Genomic DNA, 14264 nt, shown 5'->3' on the forward strand with positions numbered 1-14264 from the left:
TTTTTGCTTTTTATGGATTGTATGCATTAATTCGTTTTTTGCGGAACTGCATTTTTTGCAAGGAAAAGATAGGCGAGCAATGCGATCAGGCACATCGTGAAAATGGTAAGCCCCATCGGCACAGCTGTTTCTTCCCCGGCAATGCCGACAAGCGGAGCCGTAATTGCTCCGAGTATGAATGGCAGCAAGCCGAGCAGTGCGGAAGCGCTGCCCGCTGCTTGGCTCTGGCTTTCCATAGCCAGCGTAAACGAAGCTGTGCCGACCACACCGATTGATGTGACGAAAAAGAAAATCGGGATGACAACAGCCCATAATGGTCCATTGAAACTTACCATAGCAAGAAGGACTGCTCCTGCCACTACTGCAGCATACAATGCCCATTCCAAAAATTGCTTTTCAGAAATCCGATAGGCGAACCGACCGACCGCATAGCTTCCGATAATCAACCCAATGCCGTTCATGCCGAACAGCAGACTGAAAACCTGCGGCGATACACCATAGATATTTTGATAAATGAACGGCGTACCGGAAACATAAGCGAATACGCCGCCGATCAAGAAGCCTTGAGCCAGTGCATAACCGGTAAACTGCCGGTTTTTTAGGATAGTGGAGAAACTACTGAACGTTGACAAAAGATTGCTCGGAATCCGTTTTTCCACTGGCAAACTTTCAGGCAGGCGGAACGCTGAAATAAGCAACAAGATAAGGCCGAGCAATGAAAGTGCCATGAAAATGCCTTTCCAATCCGAGAACAAGAGCACTCCGCTGCCGACAGAAGGCGCAAGCAAAGGCACAAGATTATTCACGACCATCAACAACGCGAATAAACGCGTCAGCTCTGCCCCACTGCTGACATCCCGCACTATTGCCCGGGAAATAACGAGTCCGGCCGAAGCCGCAAATCCTTGTGCAAAACGCAAAAGGACAAAGATGAAAATATTCGGTGCAAAAACACATGCTGCTGAGGCAATGACGTATATTGCCAAAGAAATGATCAACGGCTTGCGGCGGCCGTGCATATCACTGAGCGCACCTGCAAATAATTGGCCAATCGCCAGCCCGAGCAAAGTCGCAGTTAAGCTGAGTTGTACTAATGAAGCTGTCGTGTCGAAAACATTTGCCAAAACCGGAAAAGCCGGCAAATACATATCGATAGTAAAAGGGATAAGCGATGTAAGCGCCCCTAAAAGTATGATGAAACGTGCACGTTTAAAACCGGTCAAGTCTCCCATATGTAAACATCCTTTCTTCCAGGAAACCATTCCCGTTCTTTTTTTATTTATTTCCTCAAATTATTACGTGGGGCGAAGAAAATAACTGTTTTCTACAATAGCATAATTTATGGAGTGTTCATCTTGTTTTGACTTGAAAAACAAAAAAAGAACCGGCAAAGAGCTTTAAAGCTCTTTGCCGGTTCTTGAAACTAGATCAATTTAATTATATGCCATTTCCGTATCTGTCTAAGCAATTCTAGAAACTACTGGATCATGCCCTCTTCTCTTAGTACGTCTTCAAAAGCTTCCACTACTTTTCTATCATAATGGGTATCTGTCATCTTTTTAATTTCACTAAAGGCAAATTGGGCATTAAAGGCTTTCCGATAAGAACGATCTTCCGCCATGGCATCGAATGTATCGCTGACTGCGATGATGCGGGCTTCCAAAAGAATCTCTTCCCCTTTTAAACCGTATGGATATCCAGTCCCGTTTAGGCGTTCATGATGTTGGGCTAAAATAGGACAAGCCTCTTCATAAACAGTCCCTTTTAACATTTCAGCACCATCCAGTGGGTGTTTTTTTATGATATTGAATTCTTCAGTCGTCAGGGCGGTCGACTTATTGAGTATTTCTTCCGAGATGTGCACTTTCCCTATATCATGAAGGGAGGCGGCAATATTAAGATTTTCTAACTGTACTTTGCTCAACCTCATTTTTTTAGCGATTTTAATTGAATAATTGACTACGCGATCTCCGTGGTTGTATGTGTAACGATCTTTTAGTTCTACTTGCTTAACAATATCCATTAGCGCTGACATTTCCTTGCTGAGGTGAATGAATACGGGCTCTGTACTTACCCATATAAAAGTTGTATCTATTAGAACCTCGAAATGGACTGGCTCCTTTATTCCACTGACAGAAAAGTATTCGTGAGGGCCGAATTCTATTTTTTGCCCATCAACTTCTCCAACTATTTTTCCGGACAAGATATAACAGAATTCCATCACTTCAGGATTATCAGCTGGATACATATAAAACAATTTTTCTTTTTCAAGAAATTGGAGCATTATTTCTGTGCCATCCCCGCGTGAGAGCAGGCTGATATTTGAAATGTCTAATTGAACACTATCTAGTACAGTGCCCTTCTTCCCTATTTTAAAACCTTCCAAGCCACTCACCTCAGTAACATGAAAAAAGAGTTCTTTCTTAATGAGAACTCTTTTTTCATAATTATAAAAAATTCAGGAATATTTAAATACAATTTATTTATAGCCAACTATGCGTATCGGATCAATCCACACGGACTTATGTGCAAATTGTACCAATCGCCAAGTGCATTCGGCCAAGATGCCATAATCAGCTGCTTTTGCGATGGCTTTTTCAGATATTCTCAAAGTTTCGTTATAGACTTTTTCAATGATTTTGTCGAGTTCTTGTAGGTACCATTCTGTTTTCGCTTCCGCTTTTTCTGTTTTGCTAAGCAATTGCTTTTTCAATTTCTCAATTTTCTCTTCTGCTTGTTTGCTGTCCCGAGTTTGGCCAGATTCCAGTGAATCGGTGAATTCGGCAATGTCTTGTTCGAGGGCAGTAATTTTTTCAGCGATCCGGTTTTCTTGGATCGCCAGCGATGATTCCAGCTGGGTGATTTTGTCGATATGATTCTTCGTATCTTCGCCTTCGTTAGAAGCTTGGGTCAATTGTTCCCGCGCACCTTTCAGTTCTTCCTGAAGTTCTATTACTTCTTTGCCCTCTTCGATTCTGCGTAATTCCAGCAGGTAATCTTCTTGCAGTTTATCCGCTTTTTTTACAGCCTGTTCGATTTTCCGATCGATTTGCTCATTTGCTTTTTCGACAATTTGATGCCCTTTTTCATAATCATGATTCTCTTCCGCCAAGGCACTTGTTCCAACCCCTAAAAATAACACTGTCGCTAGCATTGCTGTAAAAAGTTTCTTCATCCTTGACCTCCGATTTAATATATTAGGCAATTAAAATCATTTATTTCCATAATAAGTAATCCTTAAGTTCTATAATATCCACATTAATTCATTTAGTCAATTAATTTAAAATGTTCAGTTTTATTATAATGAGCCCATCCACAAAGTAAAAGTGGACAGGCTTTTAGTCAAGAATGGCGGTTGATGAATTCCCGGATTTTGTGTCTGTATATTTCTGGCGCTTCATACCCTGGCATGTGCGAGCAGTTTTCAAAGACTTGAAATTCCGCTCCTGGCACCAGGCTGGCGTAGTATTCCGTGGCTTCAGGCGTTGCTTCGTCAAAACGGCCGCACGTGAACAGCGTGGGCACATCTATGTCAGCAAGCCTTTCAGTAACATCAAAGTTCTTCAGCGTCCCGGTCACCGTAAACTCGGACGCGCCCCACATAAAATTATAGATTTGAGTATTGAGCTTTTCCAGTTCCGCCACCATTTCTTTCGGCCACGGATTCAAGCGGCACATATGCTTGCTGTAATAAGCCATCATCGCATCTTGGTATTCTTCAGTATGAGTTGTTTTTAAGCGTTCACTTTTCTCAATAATGTCCTGGACTTCTTCGGGGAATTCCTCTAAGCAACTCCGCTGATCGGCTTCCCAACGCGGCGCGCTGAGTGCCGGACCAGAGAAAATAACGCTCTTGACACCCTTCGGCTTCTTGTCCAGCAAGTAAGAAGCTGCGAGCATCGTGCCCCACGAATGCCCCAGCAAATGGAATTCTTCCAATTCCAATGCTTCGACCACATGTTCCAGCTCTTCTACATAACGTTCCACTGTCCATAAATCGGTGTCAGTCGGATGGCCGGATTTGCCGCATCCGAGCTGATCGTATTGGATAACCGGACGTTCGCTGCCGAGCTGCCGCAGCGGATCGATTTCAGAACTCATTCCGCCTGGACCGCCGTGCAGTACCAGCAGCGGAATTCCTGGACCGTCCCCTGTAATGCGGAACCAGACATTGCCGCCTTTGACCGGTATAAACCCTTCTGTTATATGTTCCATTCTGTCATACCCTCCTCCGATGTTGTCTTTATTAGATTCTTCATCGCTTCTGATTTCCCTCTAAAGCCCCTACCGATCCAGTGTTCAAACTTCTGAAATGAAATAAATAACAGCTTTTTATACTGTTTCCAGCCTTCTTACCGATCTTTTTATCAGTTTCTTTAAGATTTTTTCGTTTTTTCTGTAAGTTCGCGAAAATTTGTATATATTTTGTAATAAAGAGATGCTATACTCCGATTACTAGGCATAATATATCAGTCATAATTAATTTTTTAGTCGTTTTTGTTCAATTTTAGTCATAAGTCCCTTTCGGAAATCAGTTTCACCTACTTGCATCCGGAACCTCTGGTTGTTTGTAGCCATCCAGCCAGATCCCATAGTCTCGGAAAAAAGAACAGTAGCTTGAAGGAGGAGAAAGAGAATGAAGAAAAAAGCATCAAAAGGGTTTGCCGTGGTATCGGCATTATTGTTATCAGGTATTGTTTCGACCAGTTCGACGCTGGCAGTTGAATTGATTTCGGCTGCGGAGTTTACAGCAACTAGCAATGGAAATGTTGAAATAAAACAGGGCATGTCCAAAAAATTCAATATCAACTTGTCTTATGACGGAAATCCGAATTTAAAAGGGAAGTTGACCGTTGATACCAATTATTATTGGAATGGAAGCAAAATTGTCTCCGATACTCCTACAGTAATCAGTTTTGATGGAAAAGTTTTATCAAAAACGAACGTTGAAATTACGGTTGATATGCGCAACGCTTTACCCAAGTTGTATAACATGCCTATCAATGTAGCTATCAATAATGAGAGTGGAAAACCCGGAGATGGCCATAATCTTTTTAATCGTACTGTAGACAATATATCTCTTTTAGTTTTTGCTAGTGACACTACTGCTCCAACTATCTCAATAACCAATCCGAAAAATGGCGGTTTTTACCAATCAAGCCAGCTCCCGGCAGAACCGGCGTTCACTGTAGCTGATGAAAGTACAACAACGAACAGCTACACTGGCTGGAGCAAAGAAGAAGGCAATCACACGCTGACGGTTTCTTCCATAGATGCTTATCAGAACCTAGGCAGCGCTTCAGTTGCTTATACGGTGGATAATACAAAACCGCTCATTACATCCCAATTGAAAGATGGCGGCGTTTATAATTCCGAAACCTTGGAAGCGTTGAAAGAAAATTATTATGAAGTCAGCGACCAGAACTTAGAAGATTCTCAGGCAGATCCACTGGAAACTTCCGCTGGTGAGCATACCGTCTCTATTACTGCAGAAGACAAAGCGGGCAACCAAGCGGAGAAATCGGTCACCTACTTCGTTGACAACGAAGTTCCGTCGATTTCATTCAACTTCACGAATGGCGGATTCTATACGTCTTCCGCTTTTGAAGCTTTCAACCCGTATTACACCATCCTAGACAGCAATTTGGATAGCACGAAAACAAAAGCTGCGGAACCAGTTTTTGCTGAGGGCACCCAATCGCTGACTGTTGAAGCGGCAGACCTTGCAGGCAACGCGAACAGCGCGCAAGCTTCTTATACAATCGATGACACAAAACCGGAAGTGGCCATCCATCTGGAGGAAGGCAAATTCTATAACCAGCACGAGTTAAGCACAGTTAAAGAATTTTATTCTGTATCGGACACCAATCTCTTCAGCACAAACGCTGATGGATTTGGAACAGAAGACGGCGAACATAAGGCTTCTGTAACTGCTACGGATTTGGCCGGCAACGAAACGGTGAAAACAGTGAATTATGTAGTGGATACCGCTGCACCAGCAATCGCAATCGATGCTGAAAAATTAGGCAACGGTGGGTTCTATACTTCCGCTTACCTCGAAGGCCTTGCTGGCTTCTACACTGTGGAAGATGCCAATTTGGATGCGGACAAAGTCACAGCAAGCGCATTGAATTTCGAAGAAGGCACGCATACCTTCTCGGTAACGGCTACAGACAAAGCTGGAAACACTTCTGTTGAAACCGTCACGTATACGGTGGATGATTCCGATCCTGAAATTGCGTTCAACCTGAAAAATGGCGGCTTCTACCAATCGGCTAACCTTCCGGCGAGCTATTTCAACGCGACGGATGAAAACGGTGTGGTCAGCATCGTTTCCGCTGATGAATTCATAACTGCTGAAGGCGCCCATACGTTGACCGTGACGGCTATGGATGCGGCGGGCAACAGCACAACCTCAAGCGTTTCGTACACGGTAGACAATACAGCGCCAGAAGTAGCGATTTCTGCACCGGCTGATGGCGGATACTACAATTCCGCAAACTTGCCGGAACAACCGGCGTTCACTGTGGGTGAAACTCATTCTTATACAACGAATACCATTGGCTGGAATACTACGGATGAAGCGACCCACACTGCAACTGTTACAGCTACTGATGCAGCAGGCAACATTGGGCAAGACGCTGTTACGTACACATTGGACAACACAGCGCCGGCCATCACTTCCACACTAGTGGACGGCGGATACTACAATGCAGACGCTCTTCGGGTACTTGAAACTTATTACAGCGTTTCTGATGCTCATCTGGATGAAGAGAACGTCTCGGCAAGCGAACTGAATTTTACTGAAGGCGAGCACACTGCTGTCATTACTGCTACAGACAGAGCCGGCAATAAAAACGAAAAAACGATCCACTACACAGTGGACAATACAGTACCAAGCATCGGATTCCATTTTGAAGACGGCGGCTTCTATACTTCCAACAACTTCAAAACTCTAGATCCGTATTATTCAGTAACAGACGAAAACCTGAATGAAGAATCGGTTTCCGCTAATGAGGTCAGCTTTGAAGAAGGCAGAAATAGCCTGGCTGTCAGCGCAGCCGATTTGGCGAAAAACACAAACAAAGCAACAGCAAGCTACACGATCGATGACACGAAGCCTGAAGTTTCCTTGTCCCTTGAGGCAGGCAAATATTATAACCTCGCTGCACTTGAAGAACTCGGGACATACTGGACTGCAGAAGATGCCAACCTAGCAGACACCAATGCTTCCCCACTTGCTACAACGGACGGCACGCATACAGCAACCTTGACGGCAGTCGATATGGCCGGCAACGAAACAACCGTTTCCGTTGAATACTACGTCGACAATACAGCTCCGGTGATCGAGCTGGAAGAATCAAAACTGAAAGACGGCGGCTTCTACAACGCGGCTTACCTTCAGTCATTAAGTGTAAAACCTTATTCAATTATTGATGCCAACCCGGCAACGGATAGCGCAAGCGACTTGGAAACCGAAGAAGGAACGCACGAATACGCTATCACAGCTATCGACAAAGCAGGAAATAATTCTTCCAAAACTGTTTCCTATACGGTCGACAACACAGCGCCAAGCATTTCATTCGAGTTGGATGAAGGCGGCATCTATAACGCAGCTTCGCTTGATGCAATCGGCCAATACTACAACGCTGCCGACAAAAATGGCAACGTTACAGTTGATGCAGAAGAATTAGTAACAAACGTGGACGGCAGCTACACATTGAACGTTACGGCAACCGATGTAGCAGGCAACACGTCAACTGCTGCAATCACGTATATAGTCGACAACACAAATCCAGAAATTGCCTTCCATTTGGAAAACGGCGGACATTACACAAGCAAGTCGCTGGCTGACGCTTTGAGCAGCGGCAATTATTTCACGGCTACGGATGCACATCTAGGAAAAGTCGAAGCGGATGAATTGGCGACGACTGAAGGCGAGCATACGTTGACCGTTTCAGCAGTGGATGCTGCGGGCAACAAAACCGAAGACTTCATCACTTATGTGGTCGACAATAATGCTCCAGTCATCAGCGGGCTGCAAGGGCTGTTCGATGGCCAGCGCTTCCTGCAAGGCCAGACTGTATCGGTAACTCCAGTTGTTGCTGATAATTTCGACAAGGATCTCCAAACGGCAACAACGCTATTGGATACATCAAAAACCGGGAAACAATCGGTGACGGTCTCTGCAACTGATAAAGCGGGCAACGTGAGCACTTACACAATGTCCTATTACGTTTACAGCTTCGGCGGAGTCCTTGAGCCGATCAAAGCAGACGGCAAGAGCGCATTCCAGAAAAACAGAACCGTACCGGTGAAATTCCAGATTGCTGATGGCAGCCTATTTGTCAAAGACGCAAAAGCGACAATCCACTTGGTTAAAATTTCCGGCAACGATGTTGGGGAAGAAATCCTTGTGACTTCCACTTCGAACGCTACAGTCGGGAATCTGTTCCGCTACGACCTTGCGGATAATCAGTACATCTTCAATTTGGGAACAAAAGATTTGGAAGTCGGCCAGTATAAAGCCGTGATCACTATCACGCTTGACGGTCAGACCACCACTAAAGAATCCCCATTTTTCAGCATTAAGAAATAACAATCCAGCACCGCTTCGGCGGTGCTGTTTTCTTTTAGGCGATAGTCCGTCTGAAATCTTATCCGGGCAAAAATGACCACAGCAAAAAAACATCCAGCCTGCAAGAGGCCTGATGTTTTTTTGTATTTATTATTTATTTCACTTCAACCGTCCAACCAAGTGTATCTTCCACTTTGCCGGTCTGGATGCCGGTAATCGTATCGTATAGTTTTTGCGACAACTCGCCGATTTCATGGTTGTTGACGACCATTTTGCGCCCTTGCCAATTAAGTTCACCGACCGGTGAAATGACAGCCGCGGTTCCGGTGCCAAACACTTCTTCAATCTTGCCATCCGCAAAGGCCTGGTAGATTTCCTGGATGGAAATTTTCCGCTCCGTTACCGGCACGCCCCACGAATGGAGCAATTCGATGATTGATGTCCGTGTAATTCCTTTTAGTATGCTGCCGTTTAGTTCAGGCGTCAGCACTTCTCCATCAATCTTGAAGAAGATATTCATGCTGCCGACTTCCTCGATGTATTTCTTTTCGACGCCATCGAGCCATAAGACATCTGCATTCCCCGCTTGTTTCGCTTGGGCTTGCGCCTGGTAGCCGGAAGAATAATTCCCAGCTGTCTTCGCCATGCCCGTGCCGCCTTTTACCGCACGCGTGAACTGATCTTCGACATGGATGATAACCGGTTTCATACCCCCTGGGAAATAAGAGCCGACTGGTGACAAAATCACCATGAATTTATATGCCTGTGCAGGCGCAACAGCTAAATTGGCTTCTGTTGAAATGATGAACGGGCGGATATATAAAGATGTCCCGGGTGTTGAAGGCACCCAGTCTTTCTCTAGTTCAATGAGTTTCGTCAAATATTCCAGCATCAATTTTTCATCGACTGGCGGAATGCTTAGACGCTCGCTTGATAAATTCAGGCGCTCAAAGTTCTTTTCGGGACGGAACAACAAAACGCGCCCGTCTTCAGTGCGATAAGCCTTCATTCCTTCAAAAACCGTTTGCCCATAATGGAAAATCATCGCTGCCGGATCCAGCGTAATCGGAGCATACGGCGTAATCTTCGGTTCATGCCAGCCTTGGTCAGTTGTATATTCCATCGTAAACATATGATCCGTAAACAAGGTGCCAAAAGGAACCTGATCCTGTAAAGGTTTCTCTTTCATCTGTGTGCTTTTAACAATTTCAAGCTCGGATAATCTTACCAATGTCAGGCACTCCTTTTCAAAATCCATAATTTTATTGGGTAATGCGAATAATTATACACCTCTCCAACACAGTATTAAAGTGATTTTTTTGGAAATGCAGAAAATTAAGAGAAAAGGCCTGTTGCTTTGTTTTTTCTTCAGAAAAATACACAAAGAAAAGGGTCCGACTGATTAGTTGGATCCTTTTCTTTGTTTCGTTAGCAGCTAACCGCTTACATTCATCTAATTATCCATTTTTATTCTACCATTTTTTCCAATAAAATGGATATATCGTTCGATTATGAGGAAATACTGTCCGATCGGACCGAAATACTGTCCGGAAATCCAAAATACTGTCCGCAATACCCCATTTACTGTCCGCGAGCATTTTCTGTGAAAGTTCAACCCCCTGAATGGAAACAGTTTACCGCGGTAAACTGCCTGGGTCCGCGAGCGGCTGGCCGCTCACTTCCATCTGTCACTCTCCCCGCAGTTCTTCCTTTGTTCACTGGATTTATTTTCCACAAAAAAAGACCCACTTAAAAAAAGTTCTCTAATCCATTAACTTCATCCACTCTCTTGCCTTTTAAAAAGCACTCCTTCGACGCCATCTCGGATAGCCGCTGCAACGTTTTCATTTGACCACATCGATAAAATGCGCAAGAATCCGGGCCGTGAGCCCCCAGATCACTTTGTCTTCGTATAGATAGAAATACTCTTCCATTTCACGCGCTCGCCAGCTGTAATCCCGGCCGCCTTCGATCAACTCATACGGAAAATCGTCTTCCGGTTGCACATCAAACTGGATTTGGTAAACCCGCGGTCCGGTGTTGATGAAAAATGATAAGGGCACACTGAACAAGCTGTCGACTTCTGCCGGGTTCGGTTCGAACGTCGCGGATGGTGCGATAAATCCGGCAAAGGCATAAACGATCATGCCGAACGGCGACACGATGTAGTCGAGTGCGAACACTTCGGAAATCTCATCTTCACTGATGCCGAGCTCTTCATTGGTTTCCCGCAGCGCTGCGGATTTGGCCGAATGGTCCTCGGGATCAATCCGGCCGCCCGGGAAACAGACTTCCCCCGGCTGTTTGCGAAGCGTATGCGCACGCGTTTCGAACAGCACATGCACTTCGCCGTCTTTTTCGATCAATGGCAGCAAAATCGAGAACTTCGAAAAATCCCGGCTGCCGAGCACCTGGGGTTTATGGCTTTTTATCTTTTCGGTAATTTTTTTGGCGTCCATCATCCAATCACCTCTCACTTAATCATCAGTATTTCCCGAATATCCTCTTCTGTCAAGGCGGCCAAGGAGTCCTGCCCCGAATGGATGATTTCATCGATCAAGTTTTTCTTGCGCTCTTGCAAATCGCTGATTTTCTCTTCGATCGTCCCTTTAGCGAGCATGCGGATGACCTGCACTTCATTCAGCTGGCCCATCCGGTGCGCCCGGTCCGCTGCCTGCTGTTCAACCGCGGGATTCCACCACAGGTCGTAGAGGATGACCGTATCTGCCCCAGTCAAGTTCAATCCCGTACCTCCGGCTTTCAATGAAATCAAAAACAAATTGCCTTCTCCTTCATTGAAGCGGTCGCATAATTCCACGCGCTCCTTCGGCGGCGTCTGGCCGTCTAAATAGAAATAAGGGATGGCGTGCTTGTTGAGATTCCTGCCGATCAAACCGAGCATTTGTGTAAACTGCGAGAAAATGAGGACGCGGCGCCCAGCAAGCCGACTTTCCTCCACTATTTCCATCAATTGATCAAATTTGGCAGAACCGCCGCCGTAATCTTCGACAAACAGCGCTGGATGGCAGCAAATTTGGCGCAGGCGCGTCAAGCCGGCCAAAATCTTGATGCGGTTTTTCCGCAAACTGCCTTTCGCCAAGTGCTTCAGTGCATCTTGCTTTAATTCTGCTAAATAAGCAGCGTATAGCTTTTTCTGTTCTGGCTGGAGTTCGGAATACTGGGTGGTCTCTACTTTTTCCGGCAGCTCAGCGAGCACTTCTTTTTTGGTGCGCCGCAAAACGAACGGCCGGATGCGCTTCGCGATATTGTCCCGCCGTAATTCACTGAAAGTGCGGCGGTTCGGCAACAATTCCGGAAAGACGACACGGAAAATCGACCATAATTCATCCAGCGAGTTCTCGATCGGGGTGCCCGTCAGCGCAAAGCGGTATTTCGCCTGTATGGCGCCTGCCGCTTTCGCCGTCTGAGTCACCGGATTTTTGAAGGCTTGCGCTTCATCGAAAAACACCGTATGGAATTGCTTGTCGCGGTAGAGGTGGCCGTCCATCCGCAGCGACGGATACGACGTGATGACAATATCGCAGCCTGAGACGCCCTTCAGCTTGGATGCACGCATGGCACTCGTGCCGTCGATGATGCGTGCATTGACCTGCGGCGCGAATTTCTTCAGCTCGTTCAGCCAATTATAGGTCAGCGACGAAGGCGCAACGACCAGCACGGGCAGTTTTCGCGCCCGGACTTCCGGCAGCACCGAAACGATGAATGCAATGCTTTGCAGCGTTTTGCCGAGCCCCATATCGTCTGCCAAAATGCCGCCGAACCGGTATTGCGCCAAAAGCTTCAGCCAGTGGAAACCGGCTTTTTGGTAATCGCGGAGCACCAGCTGCAGCGATTCCGGCACAGCCGCTTCCAAAGCGTCCGGATTCCCAAAGTTTTTCAAGAGCTTCGCGAATTCTTCTCCCGGTTCCGCAATCCCGCCTTTTTCGAGCCCTTCTGCCAATCGCATGCCGTGCAGCAGCGGTACACGGATTTCCTCTTCCTCCAAATCCTCAGTGGACAGGTCCATTTCTTCCATAAATTCATGAAGCGCCCAGAATTCCGGTGTTTCCAGCGACATCAATGTACCCGTAGGCACCCGGTAATATTTGCGCTTTTCCTGGATTGCTTTCATGAGTTGCTGAATTTCCGTTTCCGGAATCCCCTCCAAATCGAAGCGGAACGACAGCCAATCGGTCCGTTCTTTTATTTCAATTCGCATTTTCGGTATGTTTGGCGCTTTTTGCACGCGCAGCTTGACTGCCGTTGTCGCGAAAATTTTCGCCAGTTCTTCCAGCTCATGCACGGTGTGGTAAAGAAACTCGTATTCCGCTTCTTCATCTTGCATGAAAAAACCGCCAGGCGTCTGGATGAATAAACTGTCAGCCATGATTTTCATGATGCGCTGTTCGATATCCAACCGGCGCCGTACGCCGGGAATGGAACGGTATTCATGCTCCTGCTCCTCGCACGGATTAACGGTGAACTGACCGTATTGAAACTCTATTCCGGCCAATAGCCGGTTGCTGACCCGGTCCAGGAAAACTTTTGCTGTCAATGGCGTTTCTTTCAAGGTTTTCGAAACCGGATCCGCTATATCGACTTGGCCGAGCCGCATCAAGCCGGGAACCGCGTGTTCCATGAAATGGCTGAGCTGCTGAGCAGATATATCCATTCGCTGCAGCCCTTCGCCGCTGAGCATTTCTTTCAATTCAGCAAGCCGGATGCAGTCTTCCTCCGCCAGCTTGAACAATTGTCCGTCGGCCAAAGCACAGCCATATGCCCGGAAGACCGAAATCTCTTCCAACCCACTGACTTCCAATCCATAGCCTTCGCCTGCCCGGTCCACTTCAAACGACAGCGGCAGCCGTTCGCCGTAGCGAATACCCTTATAGCAGCTGCTGTCCTGCATAAATTTTACGCCCGGCGCCGCTTCAAGCAGTGGCAGCAGCAATTCCCAAGCAGCTGCGGATATCAATAAAGTCTTTTCTTCGGTTAGGGGTCCAAGCGGCTGGCTTTTCAAGAGAAAGCGCAGCACCGCATCGGTTTCGCGCATGAAGTTATGGCGTTCGGGATTGTAAATCGAACCCGGCGCAAACTCGGTGATTTTTCGTTGCCCAAGGTGCTGGAGAAAACTCCAAGGCTCCGCAATCTCCTGCAATTCCACTTGCCCGGCAGCCAGGCGGATGCCAAAGCCATTTCCAGCGTCCCCGAGCGAAACCGCCACACACGTAAATTCGACATTAAGTGTCTGCCGTGCATCGAAATGAAGCTGTTTGCCGCTCGGGCGTTTAGGCTCGTTGCCGAATAAGCCCAGCATGCGATCTGCCAGCGGCTGCTCCGCTTGCTGCCGTTCCTCGAGTGCCAATAGCGTTGCTGCAATGTGCTGGCAATACGTTTTCACAAAACCAACAGGTGGGCAGCTGCAGAATGCTTTCAACGATCCATTGGGATCCGGCTGTACCGTGACAGTGCATACTTCTCCGCTGTAAACGCGCGCTTCCGCAAGTTCTTCCGTTTGTGGCATGAGCTCCACTTTTCCAGCCAGAAAATAAGCCTTCCCTTTTTTATAAGCGGCATCGCCGCAACATTTTTTTATGAGTCTGTCATTTAAAGAAAAATTCATGGTTTTACCCCTTTGCCGTCCATCTCTTGTATTCTCCATTATCGCTAAAATCTTTCTTTCTGT

Annotated in this window: 8 protein-coding genes; 1 reads left to right on the top strand and 7 read right to left on the bottom strand. The window is 46.6% G+C overall.

Annotation, left to right across the window (positions count from 1 at the left end; genetic code table 11):
• Window positions 1–26 precede the first annotated feature (26 nt).
• The 4 genes from AC4EHB_RS10490 to AC4EHB_RS10505 all read right to left on the bottom strand — a co-directional run bounded on the left by AC4EHB_RS10490 (window position 27) and on the right by AC4EHB_RS10505 (window position 4215).
• A complete protein-coding gene (locus AC4EHB_RS10490) occupies window positions 27–1232 on the bottom strand; it encodes a multidrug effflux MFS transporter (protein WP_490981424.1) in 1206 nt (401 codons plus the stop codon).
• 245 nt (window positions 1233–1477) lie between these two features.
• Window positions 1478–2386, bottom strand: coding sequence for an HD-GYP domain-containing protein (locus tag AC4EHB_RS10495; RefSeq protein WP_490981425.1), 909 nt, complete (start codon window positions 2384–2386; stop codon window positions 1478–1480).
• A 93-nt stretch (window positions 2387–2479) separates the two neighbouring features.
• Window positions 2480–3175 carry a hypothetical protein gene (locus tag AC4EHB_RS10500; protein WP_490981426.1) on the bottom strand — a complete coding sequence of 232 codons (696 nt, stop codon included), beginning with the start codon at window positions 3173–3175 and terminating at the stop codon, window positions 2480–2482.
• Window positions 3176–3342: 167 nt separating this feature from the next.
• A complete protein-coding gene (locus AC4EHB_RS10505; protein WP_490981427.1) occupies window positions 3343–4215 on the bottom strand; it encodes a proline iminopeptidase-family hydrolase in 873 nt (290 codons plus the stop codon).
• Window positions 4216–4636: 421 nt separating this feature from the next.
• Between AC4EHB_RS10505 and AC4EHB_RS10510 the strand changes: the two genes are divergently transcribed.
• A complete protein-coding gene (locus AC4EHB_RS10510) occupies window positions 4637–8599 on the top strand; it encodes a PxKF domain-containing protein (RefSeq protein ID WP_490981428.1) in 3963 nt (1320 codons plus the stop codon).
• A 133-nt stretch (window positions 8600–8732) separates the two neighbouring features.
• On the opposite strand, the gene AC4EHB_RS10515 is transcribed toward AC4EHB_RS10510, so the two are convergent.
• The 3 genes from AC4EHB_RS10515 to AC4EHB_RS10525 all read right to left on the bottom strand — a co-directional run bounded on the left by AC4EHB_RS10515 (window position 8733) and on the right by AC4EHB_RS10525 (window position 14201).
• Entirely contained in the window at window positions 8733–9767 is a 1035-nt protein-coding gene (locus tag AC4EHB_RS10515; protein ID WP_490981513.1) for a branched-chain amino acid aminotransferase, read from the bottom strand.
• Between the two features lie 655 nt (window positions 9768–10422).
• Window positions 10423–11037 (bottom strand): NUDIX hydrolase, encoded by a 615-nt coding sequence (locus AC4EHB_RS10520; protein WP_490981514.1) that lies wholly within the window; start codon window positions 11035–11037, stop codon window positions 10423–10425.
• Window positions 11038–11051: 14 nt separating this feature from the next.
• The gene (locus tag AC4EHB_RS10525) at window positions 11052–14201 is read right to left on the bottom strand and encodes a DEAD/DEAH box helicase (protein ID WP_490981429.1); all 3150 of its coding nucleotides are present in this window, start codon (window positions 14199–14201) and stop codon (window positions 11052–11054) included.
• Between the last annotated feature and the right edge of the window lie 63 nt (window positions 14202–14264).

The sequence above is a fragment of the Planococcus sp. TJ-302 genome (assembly GCF_058268455.1).

What these genes read in the sequence shown, in the direction of transcription:
- AC4EHB_RS10490 (WP_490981424.1), bottom strand. Translation starts at nt 1,232, where the DNA reads ATGGGAGACTTGACCGGTTTTAAACGTGCACGTTTCATCATACTTTTA.
- AC4EHB_RS10500 (WP_490981426.1), bottom strand. Translation starts at nt 3,175, where the DNA reads ATGAAGAAACTTTTTACAGCAATGCTAGCGACAGTGTTATTTTTAGGG.
- AC4EHB_RS10505 (WP_490981427.1), bottom strand. Translation starts at nt 4,215, where the DNA reads ATGGAACATATAACAGAAGGGTTTATACCGGTCAAAGGCGGCAATGTC.
- AC4EHB_RS10510 (WP_490981428.1), top strand. Translation starts at nt 4,637, where the DNA reads ATGAAGAAAAAAGCATCAAAAGGGTTTGCCGTGGTATCGGCATTATTG.
- AC4EHB_RS10515 (WP_490981513.1), bottom strand. Translation starts at nt 9,767, where the DNA reads ATGAAAGAGAAACCTTTACAGGATCAGGTTCCTTTTGGCACCTTGTTT.
- AC4EHB_RS10520 (WP_490981514.1), bottom strand. Translation starts at nt 11,037, where the DNA reads ATGGACGCCAAAAAAATTACCGAAAAGATAAAAAGCCATAAACCCCAG.
- AC4EHB_RS10525 (WP_490981429.1), bottom strand. Translation starts at nt 14,201, where the DNA reads ATGAATTTTTCTTTAAATGACAGACTCATAAAAAAATGTTGCGGCGAT.